The organism is Aeromonas sp., assembly GCF_050252055.1.
Taxonomy (GTDB): domain Bacteria; phylum Pseudomonadota; class Gammaproteobacteria; order Enterobacterales; family Aeromonadaceae; genus Aeromonas; species Aeromonas caviae.
The window spans coordinates 277,773-295,116 of the sequence record NZ_JBFWLQ010000004.1; the positions used below are offsets into that span (position 1 = coordinate 277,773).

The 17,344-nt window shown below is 61.2% G+C and carries 13 protein-coding genes; 8 read left to right on the top strand and 5 right to left on the bottom strand.

Annotated elements, in window-relative coordinates; all coding sequences use genetic code 11:
* The first annotated feature begins 20 nt into the window (after positions 1 to 20).
* From AB7E19_RS09455 to AB7E19_RS09465, 3 genes are all read left to right on the top strand, one after another.
* The gene (locus tag AB7E19_RS09455) at positions 21 to 1,931 is read left to right on the top strand and encodes a methyl-accepting chemotaxis protein (RefSeq protein WP_323939862.1); all 1,911 of its coding nucleotides are present in this window, start codon (positions 21 to 23) and stop codon (positions 1,929 to 1,931) included.
* A 122-nt stretch (positions 1,932 to 2,053) separates the two neighbouring features.
* The gene (locus AB7E19_RS09460) at positions 2,054 to 3,700 is read left to right on the top strand and encodes a methyl-accepting chemotaxis protein (protein WP_322131591.1); all 1,647 of its coding nucleotides are present in this window, start codon (positions 2,054 to 2,056) and stop codon (positions 3,698 to 3,700) included.
* Positions 3,701 to 3,830: 130 nt separating this feature from the next.
* Positions 3,831 to 4,013: a hypothetical protein gene (locus AB7E19_RS09465; RefSeq protein ID WP_017779057.1), complete on the top strand. Its 183-nt coding sequence runs from the start codon at positions 3,831 to 3,833 to the stop codon at positions 4,011 to 4,013.
* Positions 4,014 to 4,086: 73 nt separating this feature from the next.
* Here the strand turns inward: AB7E19_RS09465 and lpdA are convergent, their stop codons facing one another.
* From lpdA to ampD, 5 genes are all read right to left on the bottom strand, one after another.
* Positions 4,087 to 5,514, bottom strand: a complete 1,428-nt coding sequence (gene lpdA / locus AB7E19_RS09470) for a dihydrolipoyl dehydrogenase (protein WP_010675812.1) — start codon at positions 5,512 to 5,514, stop codon at positions 4,087 to 4,089.
* A 148-nt stretch (positions 5,515 to 5,662) separates the two neighbouring features.
* A complete protein-coding gene (gene aceF, locus AB7E19_RS09475; protein ID WP_408810027.1) occupies positions 5,663 to 7,558 on the bottom strand; it encodes a pyruvate dehydrogenase complex dihydrolipoyllysine-residue acetyltransferase in 1,896 nt (631 codons plus the stop codon).
* A 120-nt stretch (positions 7,559 to 7,678) separates the two neighbouring features.
* Entirely contained in the window at positions 7,679 to 10,339 is a 2,661-nt protein-coding gene (gene aceE / locus AB7E19_RS09480) for a pyruvate dehydrogenase (acetyl-transferring), homodimeric type (protein WP_039040509.1), read from the bottom strand.
* Between the two features lie 83 nt (positions 10,340 to 10,422).
* Positions 10,423 to 11,187, bottom strand: a complete 765-nt coding sequence (pdhR, locus tag AB7E19_RS09485) for a pyruvate dehydrogenase complex transcriptional repressor PdhR (protein WP_010675815.1) — start codon at positions 11,185 to 11,187, stop codon at positions 10,423 to 10,425.
* A gap of 276 nt (positions 11,188 to 11,463) precedes the next feature.
* Positions 11,464 to 12,036, bottom strand: a complete 573-nt coding sequence (ampD, locus tag AB7E19_RS09490) for a 1,6-anhydro-N-acetylmuramyl-L-alanine amidase AmpD (RefSeq protein ID WP_427935069.1) — start codon at positions 12,034 to 12,036, stop codon at positions 11,464 to 11,466.
* A gap of 129 nt (positions 12,037 to 12,165) precedes the next feature.
* Between ampD and AB7E19_RS09495 the strand changes: the two genes are divergently transcribed.
* From AB7E19_RS09495 to AB7E19_RS09515, 5 genes are all read left to right on the top strand, one after another.
* On the top strand, positions 12,166 to 12,636 hold the full coding sequence (locus AB7E19_RS09495; RefSeq protein WP_279987289.1) for a retropepsin-like aspartic protease family protein: 471 nt from the start codon (positions 12,166 to 12,168) through the stop codon (positions 12,634 to 12,636).
* Between the two features lie 3 nt (positions 12,637 to 12,639).
* Positions 12,640 to 13,503: a carboxylating nicotinate-nucleotide diphosphorylase gene (gene nadC, locus AB7E19_RS09500; RefSeq protein WP_041211785.1), complete on the top strand. Its 864-nt coding sequence runs from the start codon at positions 12,640 to 12,642 to the stop codon at positions 13,501 to 13,503.
* Positions 13,504 to 13,813: 310 nt separating this feature from the next.
* The gene (locus AB7E19_RS09505) at positions 13,814 to 14,248 is read left to right on the top strand and encodes a pilin (protein ID WP_427935071.1); all 435 of its coding nucleotides are present in this window, start codon (positions 13,814 to 13,816) and stop codon (positions 14,246 to 14,248) included.
* 3 nt (positions 14,249 to 14,251) lie between these two features.
* Positions 14,252 to 15,958 carry a PilB family type IVa pilus assembly ATPase TapB gene (tapB, locus tag AB7E19_RS09510; RefSeq protein WP_041213997.1) on the top strand — a complete coding sequence of 569 codons (1,707 nt, stop codon included), beginning with the start codon at positions 14,252 to 14,254 and terminating at the stop codon, positions 15,956 to 15,958.
* Between the two features lie 127 nt (positions 15,959 to 16,085).
* On the top strand, positions 16,086 to 17,327 hold the full coding sequence (locus AB7E19_RS09515; protein WP_139737861.1) for a type II secretion system F family protein: 1,242 nt from the start codon (positions 16,086 to 16,088) through the stop codon (positions 17,325 to 17,327).
* Positions 17,328 to 17,344: the final 17 nt, after the last annotated feature.

The following is a 17,344-nucleotide window of genomic DNA, read 5'->3' on the forward strand; positions in this document are numbered from 1 at the left end:
CACACTTCCGAGTCACCCTTATGTTCGCAAGCCTGACACTGAAACAGAAAATTCTGGCCACCGTCATCCTCGCCGTGGCCCTCTCCTGCCTGCTGGTGGGCTATTTCAGCCAGCGTTCTGCCCAGCAGCTGATCGAGGACCGCATGTTCGAGCAGGAGCTGCCCAACCTGACCCAGCGCATCGGCAAGGAGATCGAAAAGGATCTCACCTCGGTCGCCAATGCCGCCAGACAGCTTGCCAACGACCGCTTCGTGCTGGACTGGGTCGAGCGCGGCATGCCCAAGGAGCAGGAGTCCATCCTCATCAACCAGCTCAAGGACATGACGAGCCAGTATGGTCTGGTAACCGCCTCCTTCGCCGATCGTCAGAGTGCCGCCTACTACAACCAGGACGGTTTTCTGCGCATCCTGAACCACGATCAGGACAACTGGTTCTATGACTACACCAAGAGCCGCCAGGATCTGATGCTCAGCATCTTTCGGGAGAGCAACGGCGAGGTGAAACTGTTCGTCAACTTCCAGCAACTCGACGGACGCGGCCTCGCCGGCCTCGCCAAATCCCTCGACAGCATGGTCAGCATGCTCGCCAACTTCCGTATCGGCGACAGCGGCTTCGTCTTCATGACAGACGGCAGCGGCAAGGTGAAGCTGCACCCCGACGCCGCCCGCATCGATCGGGACAACCTGACCCAGCTGGCCAGCGGCAGCAGCACCAACCTGCTCAACAAGCAGCCCTTTGCAGCCACCCGTGCCGAGGTCGACGGCCAGCCCGTGATCCTGGCCAGCAGCTACATCCCCCTGCTCGACTGGTATCTGGTGGCCCAGGTGCCGGAGGCCGAGATTTATGCCGAACTGGACAGAGCGCGCCTGCACATGGTGCTGGTCAGCCTGGCCATCGCCGTCGGCATGGGGCTGCTCGGCGTTCTCCTGGCGGGCTCCGTGAGCCGCCCCCTCAACGAACTGGCCCGCCTGTTCCGCGAACTCGGCAGCGGTGATGGCGACCTCACCCATCGCCTCAAGGTCGATGGCCGTGACGAACTGGCCCAGGTGGCGACCGGCTTCAACAACTTTGTCGCCAAGATCCACGGCTCCATCGAACAGGTGGCGAGCAACTCCCGCCAGCTCGCCGCCACCGCCAACGAGGTGGCCGCCAAGGCCCAGCTCACCCAGCACAACTGCACCGCCCAGCGGGATCGCACCGTCCAGGTCGCTACCGCCATCCACGAGATGGGAGCCACCGTCAGCGAGATCGCCGGCAATGCATCCCTGGCAGCCGACGTTGCCAAGCAGGCCAACGAGCAGGCCGATGCGGGGGCCCAGGTGGTCGCCCAGGCCCGTCACGGCATCGTCGGCCTCTCCGGTGAAATCGAACAGGTCGCCGGGGTCATCGAGTCCCTGGCGAGCCAGACCGACTCCATCGGCAGCATCCTCGACACTATCCGCAGCATCTCGGAGCAGACCAACCTGCTGGCCCTCAACGCCGCCATCGAGGCTGCCCGCGCTGGCGAGCAGGGCCGTGGCTTCGCCGTGGTGGCCGACGAGGTGCGCAACCTCGCCAGCCGCTCCGCCGCCTCCACCGCCGAGATCCAGGGCATGATCAACAGCCTCCAGGAGCAGAGCGCCCGCGCCGTCAGCGCCATGGCCCAGGGGCGCAACCAGAGCCTGCGGGTGGTGACCCAGGCCGACGAGGCCAACGGCGCCCTCGACCAGATCACCGGGCACATCACCCAGATCAGCGACATGAACATCCAGGTCGCCACCGCCACCGAAGAGCAGTCCAGCGTGGTCGGGGAGATCAACCGCAACGTGGAGGACATCAACCAGCTCACCATGGAGACCGCCGATATCGCCCACCAGTTGACCGAGTCCAGCCGCAGCCTGCAACAGCTCTCCGGCGAGCTCGACAAGCTGGTCGGCAACTTCCGGTTATAAGATGAAAGGGCGCTGCGGCGCCCTTTTTTCACCGGGTCGACAGGGAATACCGACCCCCATGACGGCGAACCGTCATGACAAGCCGCTACAGTAGCGACACAGCAACACACCAAGGAGTCAACATGCTGGCAGGCAACCTCACCATCAAAACCCAACTGATCCTGGCCGTCACCGTGCCCTGTCTCGCCCTGCTGCTGGTTGGCGCCGCCAGTCTGCGCAGCATGGACAACATCAGGCAGCAGGCCGAAGAGCTGTTCCAGAATACCGCCACCCCCATGCGGGCCATGGCGGAAGTGGCCTCCCGCATCCCGCGCATGCGCGTCGGCATCGACATGATGCTGCTGCAGGACACCTCCCTGCGCGACGAAAAGGGGGTGCTGACCCGGGTCAAGGAGACCCGCGAGGAAGACATTCCCGAGATGCGCCAGGCCATGGAGCAGGCCGTCAAGGCCCAGGTCGATCCCGACGCCCGGGCCAGGGCCCAGACCCTGCTCGATCAATTCACCCGGGTGGAGCGGGAGGAGCTGACCCCCATGTTGCAGGCGCTCTCTGACAACAAGATGGACGAGGCACGCGCCATCTACCGGGATCGCTACAGCCAGAGCTACGGGGTCATGCGCAAGGGCGCCAATGAGCTGCTCGACGGGTTGATAGGTCAGGCCCAGCATCGCAACGACCTGAGCGAAAACAGCTATGACAGCGGTCGTGCCCAGATGATCGCCATCATCGTCATCGCCATCGCCATCTCGCTGCTCGTCTCGACCCTCATCCTCATCGGGCTGCGCCGCCGGGTCTCCTTCCTGCAATCCCATATTGGCGAGGTGGCCCGCCACCTCGCCCTCGACAGCCGCGCCAGTCTCACCGGCAAGGACGAGCTGGCCGAGATTGCCCACAGCTTCAACCAGTTCGTGACCCGGATCCACGGGGCCATCGTGCAGGTGGCGAGCAACTCGCGCCAGGTAGCCGCCACCGCCAGCGAGGTGGCCGCCAAGGCCCAACTCACCCAGCACAACTGCACCGCCCAGCGGGATCGCACCGTCCAGGTCGCCACCGCCATCCACGAGATGGGGGCCACCGTCACCGAGATCGCAGGGAATGCGTCTCTCGCCGCCGACGTCGCCAAGCAGGCCAACGAGCAGGCCGATGCGGGGGCCCAGGTCGTCGCCCAGGCCCGTCACGGCATCGTCGGCCTCTCCGGTGAAATCGAACAGGTCGCCGGGGTCATCGAGTCCCTGGCGAGCCAGACCGACTCCATCGGCAGCATCCTCGACACCATCCGCAGCATCTCGGAGCAGACCAACCTGCTGGCCCTCAACGCCGCCATCGAGGCCGCCCGCGCCGGCGAGCAGGGCCGTGGCTTCGCCGTGGTAGCCGACGAGGTGCGCAACCTCGCCAGCCGTTCCGCCGCCTCCACCGCCGAGATCCAGAGCATGATCAACAGCCTCCAGGAGCAGAGCGCCCGCGCCGTCAGCGCCATGGCCCAGGGGCGCAACCAGAGCCTGCGGGTGGTGACCCAGGCCGACGAGGCCAACGGCGCCCTCGACCAGATCACCGGGCACATCACCCAGATCAGCGACATGAACATTCAGGTCGCCACCGCCACCGAAGAGCAGTCGAGCGTGGTGGGCGAACTCAACCGCAACGTGGAGGACATCAACCAGCTCACCATGGAGACCGCCGACATCGCCCATCACCTGACCGAGTCGAGCCGCAACCTGCAGCACCTCTCCGGCGAGCTCGACAAGCTGGTCGGCAACTTCCGCCTCTGAGCTCCTGACCCGCACCAGGGCGCTTCGGCGCCCTTCTTCATGACCACGGCAAGCCGTGACGCACGGGGGATACACCGTCTCCCACCGCCCTGCCACATGCCTCATAATCAGGAAAACGAGAGGAGGTATGATGGGCAAGCTGGTCGTGATGATAGTGCTGGGGGGGCTGCTCAGTGCCTGCAGCAGCGGGCCCGTGCGGGTGCACGGGGCCGATGTGAGCGTGGACGATACCCGGATCCGGGTCAGTGATGGGGATCGCGGAGGCTACGGTACCTTCTGCCCACCGGGACAGGCCAAGAAGGGGCGCTGCTGACCGCTGGGTGCCGAAAGACAGACAACAAAAAGCCGCTCCATGGAGCGGCTTTTCTTATGAAACGGGCAGAAGATTATTTTTTCTTCTTGGCCTTGGCGTTCGGCAGGTCGGTGATGGAGCCTTCGAACACTTCGGCAGCCAGACCCACGGACTCGTGCAGAGTCGGGTGAGCATGGATGGTCAGCGCGATGTCTTCGGCGTCGGCACCCATCTCGATGGCCAGACCGATTTCACCCAGCAGTTCACCGCCGTTGGTACCCACGATGGCACCACCGATGACGCGGCCGCTCTCCTTGTCGAAGATCAGCTTGGTCATGCCGTCGGAGCAGTCGGACGCGATGGCGCGACCGGAAGCAGCCCACGGGAAGGTGGCGACTTCGAAGTTCAGACCCTGTTGCTTGGCTTCCTTCTCGGTCAGACCCACCCAGGCCATCTCAGGCTCGGTATAGGCGATGGACGGAATCACTTTCGGGTCGAAGTAGTGCTTCTTGCCGGCGATGACTTCGGCCGCCACGTGGCCTTCGTGTACACCCTTGTGGGCCAGCATGGGCTGACCGACGATGTCGCCGATGGCGTGGATGTGGGCCACGTTGGTACGCAATTGCTTGTCGACTTCGATGAAACCGCGCTCGTTGACGGCAACACCGGCCTTCTCGGCATCCAGCATCTTGCCGTTCGGCACACGGCCTACGGCAACCAGCACGTTGTCGTAGCGAACCGGCTCGGCCGGGGCGTGCTTGCCTTCGTAGGAGACGTACAGGCCGTCTTCACGGGCTTCAACGGCGGTGACCTTGGTCTCCAGCATGATGTTGAATTTCTTGGCAACGCGCTTGGTGTAGATCTTGACGATGTCTTTGTCGGCAGCCGGTACCAGCTGGTCGGCAAATTCCACCACGTCGATCTCGGAACCCAGGGAGGAGTACACGGTACCCATCTCCAGACCGATGATGCCGCCACCGATGACCAGCAGCTTGCCAGGAACGGTCGTCAGCTCCAGCGCATCGGTAGAGTCCCATACGCGGGGGTCGTCATGGGGGATGAACGGCAGCTTCACCGGACGGGAACCGGCGGCGATGATGGCGTTGTCGAAAGTGACGGTGGTCTTGCCGTCGGCACCTTCCACTTCCAGGGTGTTCGGGCCGGTGAACTTGCCGAAACCGTTAACAACCTGGACTTTACGCATCTTGGCCATGCCAGCCAGACCGCCGGTCAGCTGGTTGATGACCTTCTCTTTCCACAGACGCACCTTGTCGATGTCGGTCTGCGGGGCACCGAAGACGATGCCGTGCTCGGCCAGCGCCTTGGCTTCTTCAATGACTTTGGCGACGTGCAGCAGTGCCTTGGACGGGATGCAACCCACGTTCAGGCAGACGCCACCCAGGGTGGAGTAACGCTCGACGATAATGGTATCCAGACCCAAGTCAGCCGCACGGAAGGCAGCGGAATAACCGGCAGGGCCAGCACCCAGTACTACGACCTGGGTTTTGATTTCTTTACTCATCATGACCTCTTTGTCGTTCTTATATCCCCGGACAGCACAGTCTTATGCCAAACAAGGCCGCTGCAGCCGTGAAAAAAACGGGGCAAGTTTACAATCCTGTTAACGAAATGAGAAGCAAAAAGGGCGGGCTCTGGGCCCGCCCTCTCACTTACAGGACCAGTCGACGAATGTCGGACAACACACCACTCAGGGTGGTGATGAAGCGGGCACCGTCGGCGCCATCGATGACGCGGTGGTCGTAGCTCAGAGCCAGCGGCAGCATCAGGCGCGGCACGAACTCTTTACCGTTCCACTTCGGCTTCATCTCGGACTTGGAGACGCCCAGGATGGCCACTTCCGGCGCGTTGACGATCGGGGTAAAGCTGGTACCGCCGATGCCACCCAGGCTGGAGATGGTGAAGCAACCGCCCTGCATGTCGGCAGCGGTCAGCTTGCCGGCACGGGCCTTCTTGGAGATCTCGGCCAGATCGCGGGACAGCTCGTGGATGCCCTTCTTGTTGACGTCGCGAACCACCGGAACCACCAGACCGTTGGGGGTATCCACCGCCACACCGATGTGGATGTACTTCTTCATGATCAGCTTGCTGCCGTCTTCGGACAGGGCGCTGCAGAAGCGCGGATGGGCTTCCAGGGCCTTGGCGGCCGCCTTCAGGATGAACACCAGCGGGGTGATCTTCACGTCCAGCTTCTGCTTCTCGGCCAGGATGTTCTGCTCTTTGCGGAATGCTTCCAGATCCGTGGTATCGGCTTCGTCGAACTGGGTGACGTGGGGGATCATGGCCCAGTTGCGGTGCAGGGCAGGACCGGAGATCTTCTGGATACGGGTCAGTTCCAGCTCTTCGACAGGGCCGAACTTGCTGAAATCAACCTTCGGCCAGGCCACGACGCTCATGCCGTTGCCAGTGCCGGTGCCGGCAGCCGGAGCGGACTCGGCGCGCTTGACCGCATCCTTCACGTAAGCCTGCACGTCTTCTTTGACGATGCGACCCTTGCGACCGGAGGCTTTCACCTTGGCCAGGTTGACACCGAACTCGCGCGCCAGACGGCGTACAGCCGGGGAGGCGTGGACGTATGCGTCGTTGGCGACGAAATCGGAGGCGGCAGCAGCCTGGGCAACCGGCGCAGGAGCGGCGGCAGCCGGAGCGGCAGCAACAGGTGCTGCGGCAGGAGCCGGAGCAGCCACGGCAGCCGGAGCGGCACCCGCCACTTCGAATACCATGATCAGGGAACCGGTGGAGACCTTGTCACCCGCCTTCACCTTGATCTCCTTGACCACACCGGCGAACGGCGCAGGCACTTCCATGGAGGCCTTGTCGCCTTCCACGGTGATCAGGGACTGGTCGGCTTCAACCTTGTCACCCACGGCGACCATGATTTCGGTCACTTCCACTTCGTCACCGCCGATGTCCGGCACGTTGACGTCCTTGGCACCGGCGGCAACCGGAGCAGCGGCAGCCACGGGGGCAGCAGCAGGAGCCGGCGCGGCAACAGCGGCCGGGGCAGCGCCCGCCACTTCGAAGACCATCACCAGGGAGCCGGTAGAAACCTTGGCGCCGACGGCAACCTTGATCTCGACCACGCGACCGGCGAACGGTGCAGGCACTTCCATGGAGGCCTTGTCACCTTCCACAGCGATGATGGACTGGTCGGCTTCAACCATGTCGCCCACGGCAACCATGATCTCGGTCACTTCGACTTCGTCCCCACCGATGTCCGGCACGTTGACGTCCTGGCGAGCGGCAGCAGCAGGAGCGGCGGCCGGCGCGGCAGCAACCGGGGCAGCAGCCTGGACCGGAGCCGGTGCGGCAGCACCCTCGGCTTCGAAGACCATGATCTGGGAACCGGTGGCAACCTTGTCGCCCACCTTGATCAGGATCTCTTTGACGATACCGGCGGCGGGGGCCGGGACTTCCATGGAGGCCTTGTCACCTTCCACGGCGATCAGGGACTGGTCCAGTTCGACCTTGTCACCCACGGCCACCATGATCTCGGTGACTTCAACTTCATCGGCACCGATATCCGGCACCATAATCTGTTTGGACATTGCGCTTTATCCTCTTGCGTGCATCCGCGTGGCAGCCTGAGCATCACCACGCGCATCCCGCGTTATCCGTTTAAACCCAGGCAAGGTCGCACCGGATACCCGGCGCGACACTCAATCCTCTTACGCGTACAGCGGGTTGACCTTGTCGGCATCGATGCCGTACTTGGCGATGGCTTCGGCCACAACCTGCTTGTCTACCTCGCCGCGCTTGGCCAGTTCGGTCAGGGCAGCAACCACTACGTAGAACTCGTTCACTTCGAAGTGACGACGCAGGTTGGCACGGCTGTCGGAGCGGCCGTAACCGTCGGTACCCAGTACACGGTAGTTCTCGGTCGGAACGAAGGCACGCACCTGATCGGCGAAGGACTTCATGTAGTCGGTCGCAGCGATGGTGGCTTCGGAACCCAGTACCTGAGCGATGTAGGGCACACGCGCTTCGGCGGTCGGGTGCAGCATGTTCCAGCGATCCGCGTCCTGACCGTCACGAGCCAGTTCGTTGAAGGAGGTGACGCTGAACACGTCGGAACCCACGCCGTACTCGCTGGCCAGGATCTGGGCGGCAGTGCGCACGTGACCCAGGATGGAACCACAACCCAGCAGCTGTACCTTGGCCTTGGTGCCGGCCACGGTTTCCAGCTTGTAGATACCCTTGCGGATGCCTTCCTCGGCGCCTTCCGGCATGGCCGGCATGGCATAGTTCTCGTTCAGGGTAGTGATGTAGTAGAACACGTTTTCCGGGTTCTCACCGTACATGCGGCGCAGGCCGTCCTGTACGATCACCGCCACTTCATAGGCGTAGGACGGGTCGTAGGAGATGCAGTTCGGGATGGTGTTGGCCAGGATGTGGCTGTGACCATCTTCGTGCTGCAAGCCCTCTCCGTTAAGAGTGGTACGACCGGAGGTCGCGCCCAGCAGGAAGCCACGGGCTTGCTGGTCACCGGCTGCCCACGCCATGTCGCCGATCCGCTGGAAGCCGAACATGGAGTAGTAGATGTAGAACGGGATCATCGGGCAGTCGTTGGTGCTGTAAGAGGTGGCAGCAGCCAGCCAGGAGGACATGGCGCCCAGCTCGTTGATACCGTCTTGCAGAACCTGACCCTGCTTGTCTTCCTTGTAGTAGGAGACGATGTCGCGGTCTTGCGGGGTGTACTGCTGACCGTGCGGGCTGTAGATACCGATCTGGCGGAACAGGCCTTCCATACCGAAGGTACGGGCTTCGTCAGCCAGGATCGGGACGATGCGCTTGCCGATGGACTTGTCTTTCAGCATCACGTTCAGGGAACGCACGAACGCCATGGTGGTGGAGATTTCGCGCGCCTGTTCACCCAGCAGCGGACCGAAGGCATCCAGCGCCGGGATTTCCAGCTTGGTGGTGCTCTCGCGCAGACGGGTCGGTACATAGCCCTTCAGTGCGGCACGGCGGGCGTGCAGGTACTTGTGCTCTTCGGTACCCTCTTCGATCTTCAGGTACGGCAGGTTTTCCAGCTGCTCGTCGGTGACCGGCAGGTTGAAACGATCGCGCAGGTGACGCACGGAGCCCAGATCCATCTTCTTGACCTGGTGAGCGATGTTCTTGCCTTCGGCCGCTTCGCCCATGCCATAGCCCTTGATGGTCTTGGCCAGGATCACGGTCGGCTTGCCCTTGGTCTGTGCTGCTTTGGAGAAGGCGGCGAACAGTTTGCGGGGGTCGTGACCACCGCGGTTCAGGGCGAAGATCTCCTCGTCGGTCATGTCTTTGACCAGCGCGGCGGTTTCCGGGTAACGGTTGAAGAAGTGCTCGCGCACGTAGGCACCGTCACGGGACTTCATGGTCTGGTAGTCACCGTCCACGGTCTCGTTCATCAGCTGGATCAGCTTGCCGGAAGTGTCTTTCTTCAGCAGCTCATCCCACTTGCGACCCCAGATGACCTTGGTCACGTCCCAGCCAGCGCCGGCGAACAGACCTTCCAGCTCGTTGATGACCTTGCCGTTGCCGACAACCGGACCATCCAGACGCTGCAGGTTGCAGTTGACCACGAACACCAGGTTGTCGAGCTTTTCACGCACGGCAACAGTCAGGGCACCCTTGGCTTCCGGCTCGTCCATCTCGCCGTCACCCAGGAAGGCGTAAACGGTCTGCTCGGAGCAATCCTTGATGCCACGGTCGGTCAGGTACTTCAGGAAACGCGCCTGATAGATGGCGGCGATGGGGCCCAGACCCATGGAAACGGTCGGGAACTGCCAGAATTCCGGCATCAGTTTCGGGTGCGGGTAGGAAGGGATACCCTTGCCATCCACTTCCTGACGGAAGTTGTCCAGCTGCTCTTCGGTCAGGCGACCTTCGGCGAATGCACGGGCGTAGATGCCCGGGGAGATGTGACCCTGGAAGTAGACCAGATCGCCACCGTCCTTCTCGTTGCGGGCACGGAAGAAGTGGTTGTAGCAGACTTCGTAGATGGTCGCGGAAGAAGCGAAGGAAGACATGTGACCACCCAGGTCCAGGTCTTTCTTGGAGGCGCGCAGCACGATCATCATGGCGTTCCAGCGGATGATGGCGCGAATGCGGCGTTCCATTTCCAGGTCGCCCGGGTAAGCCGGCTCGTCGCTGGACGGGATGGTGTTGATGTAGTCGCGGTTTGCCTTGGCAGCCACGTCCACACCGCTTGCGCGGGCTTTCTCGGCCAACTGTTCAAGGATGAACTGAGCGCGTTGCGGACCCTCTTCACGCAGCAGGGATTCCAGAGAGGCAAGCCACTCCAGCGTTTCTATCGGGTCCACATCGTTCTTCAGGATATCAGACATGGCTGGTTCCTATGTTGTTGTGATTGCACGGCATTGCACGGCGAAGGGCGCAAGCATTCGACAATTAAGAAAGCCTTGTGGGATTAGTTTTCCTGCTGACGGATCCGACGCATGGATCGCTGGATCCGGCTGTCTTCCCTCTGCATATCCAACAAGGTGTCCTCGATAAAGGCCAGGTGCTCATGACAAGCAGCCCTGGCCCGCTCCGGAGCCCCCGACAGGATAGCCTCGATCAGGCTCGCACGATGGCGACGGATCTTGGCGACCACTCCCGGACGGCGATTCAAAATTTCGTTATTGCGTAAAATGTTCTGCTCGAGCATGGGGCCCATGGCCCGCAACAGGTGCAGCAGCACCACGTTGTGGGAGGCCTCGGCCACGGCCAGATAGAACTGGGTCACGGCGGCCGATTCGACCACCAGCGAGCCTTGCTGACCGGCTTCTTCGATGGCGGCTTGCGCCAGGCGAATCCGTTCGAAATCAGCCTCGGTGCCCCGCAGCGCAGCATAGTAGGCACAGATGCCTTCCAGCGCGTGACGAAACTCCAGCAGGTCGTACTGGGCTTCCGGGTGAGTGCTGAGCAGTTCGAACAGGGGGTCGGCGATCCCCTTGCTCAGGGCATTTTGTACGTAAGTGCCACCGCCCTGACGACGATACAAGAGTCCTCTCGCTTCCAGGCGCTGGATGGCTTCGCGCAAGGAAGGGCGCGACACCTGAAACTGGATGGCGAGTTCCCGCTCGGGCGGCAACTTCTGGCCCGGCTGCAGGCTGCCTTCCAGAATCATGCTTTCCAGCTCGGCGACAATGGCGTCGGCCAGCTTGGGCTGAGTTATCTTGATATAGGGCATGAGGCTACTTTGTTAAATTGGTATTACCAATTTTATGGTTGGGGCGAAAATTAGCAGAGGGCTTGAAAAAAGTCCACCCAAAAGATGATCTGAATCAAGAAGCTCTGTTGCCACTTTGGGGGTAAAAACGCGGAATCATGATATAGCTCATAGAAAATGGTCTGACCAATATTTGTGAGCTTGCTCACCGATAACATTTATTCAACAGCATGAAAAATGGCTTGCCAGACAAGGCAAGCCATTGATTCTAAAAACACAAAATAAATTTTAGATTTTTCACTCAAAGTGAAGCTTTTCCCGATAGCGAGGCCATTCGAAACTGTCACCCGGATCCGTCTTGCGGCCCGGCGCGATGTCGCAGTGGCCGACAATACGGTCCGCCGTGATGGCGGGATAACGGTGAACAATCGCCCGGCTGAGGTCCGACAGCACCTCGTATTGCTTGTCGCTGTAGGGAAGCTCGTCGGTCCCTTCCAGTTCGATCCCGATGGAAAAATCGTTGCACGCCTCCCTCCCCTCCCAGCTCGAGACTCCCGCATGCCATGCCCTGGCGCCAAAAGGCACGTACTGTACCAGTTCCCCATTGCGGCGGATCAGGCAGTGGGCCGAGACCCTCAGTTGATGAATACCGGCGAAATAGGGGTGAGCACCGGGATCGAGCCGCCCCAGAAACAGATCGTCGATAAAGGGGCCACCAAACTGCCCGGGGGGCAGGCTGATGCCGTGTATCACCAGCAAGGAGACATCCTCCGGGCTGAGCCTCTCATTGTGATGGGGGGAAAGCACCTTGCGGGCCTGATCGCACCATCCTTCACGATCGATGGAAAACAGGGTTGTGGGTTGTGTCATCGTCTGCTCGACTCACAAAATGGAAGCGATGTGCCTCTGGCGGGATGGGAAAACTGGGAACAAGTCTCTGAATTCATGGATAACGCTATGTTAGGCTGAGCCATTCACTCGCGCGATATGGGACACACTATGCACCCGATGGCACGCCGTCTCTGGCTGCTCGCCTGGCTCTCGCTGCTGGGTCTGCTGACCCTCTACTTTCATGGTCGTGAACAACCGTCGGTGACCACCAGCGGCGATCTGCTGCTCAGGGCCGATGCCAGCGGCCATTATCGTCTGGAGGGTGCCATCAACGACCAGCCGGTGCAACTGCTGCTGGACACAGGAGCAACCCGGGTGACCATACCGAGCCAGGTGGCCGCCCGGCTCGGCCTCGTCGCCACGGGCCGCAGCCGTGTCAACACGGCAGCCGGAGAGATCCAGGTCGAAACCGGCCGGATCGAAAGTCTGGCGATGGGTCCGCTGACCCTGTACGATTTGTCCGTCTTTATCAATCCGGCTGCCGACGGGGAGGAGATCCTGGTGGGCATGAATGCCCTGGGCAGGCTGGAATTGCGCCAGAAAGACAGGCAATTGCTTCTCAGACCCTTGCAGGAATAAGGCATGTTACAACAGGACATCCGCCGCGCCGTGCGCGCCGCACTTCTCGAAGACTTGGGCGATGCCCTCACCGCGCTGGATCAACCGGATGCCAGCGCCGACATCACGGCCCAGCTGATCCCGGCCGATCGCATCTCGACCGCGCGAGTCATCACCCGCGAGGCGGGCGTCTTCTGCGGCCAGCCCTGGGTCGACGAGGTGTTTGCCCAGCTCGGTGGCGAAGTGAAGGTCGAGTGGAAAGTGCAAGATGGTGAACGCCTTGCCCCCAATCAGGAGCTGTTCCGCCTCCATGGCCCCGCCCGCGTGCTGCTGACCGGCGAGCGCAATGCGCTGAACTTCGTGCAGACCCTTTCCGGGGTCGCCACCCTGACCGCCCGTTATGTGGCCGAGCTGGAAGGCACTGACTGCCGCCTGCTCGATACCCGCAAGACCCTGCCCGGCCTGCGCAGCGCCCAGAAGTATGCGGTCACCTGCGGCGGCGGCAAAAACCACCGCATCGGTCTGTTTGATGCCTACCTCATCAAGGAGAACCACATTCTCGCCTGCGGTGGCATCGCGGAAGCAATCAGCGAAGCGCGCCGTCTCAATCCGGACAAACCGGTGGAAGTCGAGGTCGAATCCCTGGCCGAGCTGGAGCAGGCCCTGGCCGCACGGGCCGACATCGTGATGCTGGACAACTTCGACATCCCCATGATGCAGGACGCTGTTCGCCTCAATCAGGGCAGAGCCAAGCTGGAAGTCTCCGGCAACGTCACCCTCGATACCCTTGCCGGATACGCCGCGACCGGGATCGACTTCATCTCGGTGGGAGCGCTGACCAAGCATGTGCGGGCACTGGATCTCTCCATGCGCTTTGTCGAGGCTTGAGCAAGCCCCATCCGTTGCTCGTGCCCAAAAATATTACAGGGCTCGAAACTTGCAAAAGGCGCCATCGGCGCCTTTTCTTTATGCAGGATCCCACGACATAAGGAGTGTGAAGATGGGCCCTCCCGCCTCATGATAAGTGCCAATGGAAGCCATTTAATCATTGATTTTTCTAAACATTTCACTAAATGACATAAAAGTGGCTAACAAGGTCTCCGCCTCTGTTGCCAACCCGAAGCGCTCGGATAAGATACCAGCGTGGATAGCATTCCACCGGTGCTTATCAGGAAACATGGAAAAAAGGATATTTCACATGAAAAGACAGTCAGGGTTTACGCTAATCGAATTGATGATCGTCGTTGCGATCGTCGCCATCCTCGCCGCCATCGCCTTGCCGGCGTATCAGAGTTATACCAAACGCGCCAAATTCTCTGAGGTGATTGCCGCTGTAGGTCCGGCCAAAACCGCCGTAGAAGTCTGCGTTCAAGGGTGGGCTGGCACATCTGCTGCCCTCGGTAACAGTTGTGCAACTGCAGGTCAGAATGCCCTCTCGGGCGCTAGTGCTGTCACACAGAATTTTGCCAGCGCTGCAGTGACTAATGATGCCGGAGTTATCACTGTTACAGGTACTGCCGCCGCAGCCTTGGATGGCTCCACTTATGAACTTGTCACTTCTGGAGCAGTCCAAGCCGGACGGCAAGTTTTGTGGACCATTTCTGGCTCTTGCGTCACCGACGGCAAATGCTAACGCATGACCTCTAGCCTCAATAGCGGCCTGGCCACCAGCCTGGCCGCTTCTTCCCTCCTCAGTGAGCCGGACTCACAGCGCTATCTGAGCCAGGCCAAGGCGCAGCGCAAGCCCTTTGTCACCTTCCTGATTGAAAACGACATCCTCGACAGCAAAGCCCTCGCCGATTTCTGCGAGCTGGAATATGGGGTACCTCTGCTGGATCTGGCGGCCTTTGATCTCGCCGAGATCCCGCAGAAATACCTCAATCAAAAGCTGATTGAAAAGCACCATGTCCTGCCCATCTACACCCAGGGGCATACTCTCTATATCGCCATGTCCGATCCGACCAATGTGTCGGCTCTGGAGGATTTTGGCTTCAGCTTCGGCCTGCACACGGAAGCCCTGCTGGTCGAAGAGAGCAAGCTGACCGCCGCCATCGGCAAGCTGATGGAGAGCGAGCAGGATACCCTGGGCATGGATCATATCGACGAGGCCGAGATCTCCGAACTCGAGGTCTCCGACGAGAGTTCCCGCCTCGACGAGAGCGTCAACACCGCGGACGATGACGCCCCCATCGTCAAATACATCCACAAGATCATGATGGATGCCATCAAGCGCGGGGCCTCCGACCTGCATTTCGAACCCTACGAGACCAAGTACCGAATCCGCTTTCGGGTAGACGGCATACTGCACGAAGTCGCCACGCCGCCGGTCAACCTGGCCAACCGCTTCGCGGCTCGCCTCAAGGTGATGGCGCGGCTCGACATTGCCGAACGGCGCCTGCCCCAGGATGGCCGGATCAAGCTCAAGATCTCACGCAACAGATCCATGGACATGCGGGTCAACACCCTGCCCACCATGTGGGGCGAAAAGATCGTGATCCGGTTGCTGGACTCCTCGGCCGCCCGGCTCAATATCGATCAACTCGGCTTTGACGACCGGCAGAAGACGCAATACCTGCACGCCCTCTCCAAACCTCAGGGCATGATCCTGGTGACCGGCCCGACGGGGTCAGGCAAGACGGTCTCACTCTATACCGGCCTCAACATCCTCAACACCAGCGAGGTCAATATCTCCACCGCCGAAGATCCGGTCGAGATAAACCTGCCCGGCGTCAACCAGGTGCAGATCAATCCCAAGGCGGGGCTCACCTTCGCCAGCGCCCTGCGCTCCTTCCTGCGCCAGGATCCCGACATCGTCATGGTGGGGGAGATACGGGATTTGGAAACCGCCGAGATTGCTATCAAGGCCGCCCAGACCGGTCACCTGGTGCTCTCCACCCTGCACACCAACTCGGCGGCAGAAACGCTCACCCGGATGATGAACATGGGGGTGCCAGCCTTCAACATCGCCTCTTCGGTCACCCTCATCATGGCCCAGCGCCTTGCCCGCAAACTCTGCGATCACTGCAAGGCGCCGGAAGTGGTGCCGGAAGCCGAGTTGCTGGAGCTGGGCTTCACCCAGCAGCAACTGGCCGCCGGGTTGCGGCTGTTCAAGCCCGTGGGATGCAAGGAGTGCTCGGGAGGCTACAGAGGCCGGGTCGGCATCTATGAGATCATGCTGATGTCCGACAACATCGCCAAACTCATCATGCAGGGAGCCAACTCGCTGCAGATTGCCGCGATAGCCCAAAAAGAAGGGATGCGCACCCTGCGTACATCCGGCCTCGAGAAAGCGCGTCTTGGCGTCACCAGCCTGGCCGAAATCAACAGGATCACCACCAACTGAGTTCACAGTGCCCGAGTCATCTCGCCGGGTGAAGCCGCTGTAATCACCCCGATGACCTTCTTCAAGCCAAGATGAGCCGGACAGGCAGCAGCATCCGGCCACCGTCGCCCAATTGCAGGATGCAGTGATGGCCACATTAGCTCAAAAACGCAACGCACCGAAAAAAGTCTTCTCCTACCGCTGGCACGGCGTCAACCGCAAGGGACAGAAGGTCTCCGGCGAGCTGCAAGCCGACAGCATCACCACCGTCAAGGCCGAGCTGCGCAAGCAGGGCGTCAACGTCACCAGGGTCAGCAAGCAGAGCCAGGGGCTCTTCTCCAAGGGCGGCGCCAAGATCAAGCCGATGGACATCGCCGTCATCTCCCGCCAGATCACTACCATGCTCTCCGCCGGCGTGCCTCTGGTGCAGAGTCTTCAGATCATCGCTCGTGGCCACGAGAAAGCGGCTGTGCGCGAGCTCATCGGCCAGATCGCCGCCGATGTGGAAACAGGCACCCCGCTCTCGGAGGCGTTGCGCCGCCATCCCCGCCACTTCGACGACCTCTATTGCGACCTGGTCGAGGCCGGGGAGCAATCCGGTGCACTGGAGACCATCTACGACCGTATCGCCATCTACCGCGAGAAGAACGAAGCCCTCAAATCCAAGATCAAGAAGGCCATGTTCTATCCGTCCATGGTCATTCTGGTAGCCATCGTCGTCACCTCCATCCTGCTGCTCTTCGTCATTCCCCAGTTCGAGGATATCTTCAAGAGCTTCGGTGCCGAGCTGCCCGCCTTCACCCGGTTCGTCATCACCATCTCCCGCTTTATGCAGGAGTGGTGGTACGCCATCTTTGGCGGCGCTGCTCTCGCCGTCTTCCTCTATTTGCGGGCCTGGCGAAAATCCCAGAAGGTCAGGGACAACACGGACAAGTTCATCCTCACCATTCCCGTGGTGGGCAACATACTGCACAAGGCGGCCATGGCCCGTTTTGCACGCACCCTCTCCACCACCTTCTCCGCCGGTATCCCACTGGTGGATGCCCTGGTCTCGGCGGCCGGAGCATCGGGCAACTATGTCTATCGCACTGCGACCATGGCCATTCGCAACGAGGTGGTGGCCGGCATGCAGATCAACGTCGCCATGCGCACCGTGGATCTTTTCCCCGACATGGTGACCCAGATGGTGATGATCGGTGAGGAATCCGGCGCCATCGACGACATGCTCTCCAAGGTCGCCGCCATTTTCGAACAGGAGGTGGACGACATGGTCGACGGCCTCACCAGCCTGCTCGAACCCATCATCATGGTGGTGCTCGGGGTGCTGGTCGGCGGCATGGTAGTAGCCATGTACCTCCCCATTTTCAAGCTGGGCTCTGTGATACACTGACCCCCTCGACAGAGGGC

What these genes read in the sequence shown, in the direction of transcription:
- AB7E19_RS09455 (WP_323939862.1), top strand. Translation starts at nt 21, where the DNA reads ATGTTCGCAAGCCTGACACTGAAACAGAAAATTCTGGCCACCGTCATC.
- AB7E19_RS09460 (WP_322131591.1), top strand. Translation starts at nt 2,054, where the DNA reads ATGCTGGCAGGCAACCTCACCATCAAAACCCAACTGATCCTGGCCGTC.
- AB7E19_RS09465 (WP_017779057.1), top strand. Translation starts at nt 3,831, where the DNA reads ATGGGCAAGCTGGTCGTGATGATAGTGCTGGGGGGGCTGCTCAGTGCC.
- lpdA (WP_010675812.1), bottom strand. Translation starts at nt 5,514, where the DNA reads ATGAGTAAAGAAATCAAAACCCAGGTCGTAGTACTGGGTGCTGGCCCT.
- aceF (WP_408810027.1), bottom strand. Translation starts at nt 7,558, where the DNA reads ATGTCCAAACAGATTATGGTGCCGGATATCGGTGCCGATGAAGTTGAA.
- aceE (WP_039040509.1), bottom strand. Translation starts at nt 10,339, where the DNA reads ATGTCTGATATCCTGAAGAACGATGTGGACCCGATAGAAACGCTGGAG.
- pdhR (WP_010675815.1), bottom strand. Translation starts at nt 11,187, where the DNA reads ATGCCCTATATCAAGATAACTCAGCCCAAGCTGGCCGACGCCATTGTC.
- ampD (WP_427935069.1), bottom strand. Translation starts at nt 12,036, where the DNA reads ATGACACAACCCACAACCCTGTTTTCCATCGATCGTGAAGGATGGTGC.
- AB7E19_RS09495 (WP_279987289.1), top strand. Translation starts at nt 12,166, where the DNA reads ATGCACCCGATGGCACGCCGTCTCTGGCTGCTCGCCTGGCTCTCGCTG.
- nadC (WP_041211785.1), top strand. Translation starts at nt 12,640, where the DNA reads ATGTTACAACAGGACATCCGCCGCGCCGTGCGCGCCGCACTTCTCGAA.
- AB7E19_RS09505 (WP_427935071.1), top strand. Translation starts at nt 13,814, where the DNA reads ATGAAAAGACAGTCAGGGTTTACGCTAATCGAATTGATGATCGTCGTT.
- tapB (WP_041213997.1), top strand. Translation starts at nt 14,252, where the DNA reads ATGACCTCTAGCCTCAATAGCGGCCTGGCCACCAGCCTGGCCGCTTCT.
- AB7E19_RS09515 (WP_139737861.1), top strand. Translation starts at nt 16,086, where the DNA reads ATGGCCACATTAGCTCAAAAACGCAACGCACCGAAAAAAGTCTTCTCC.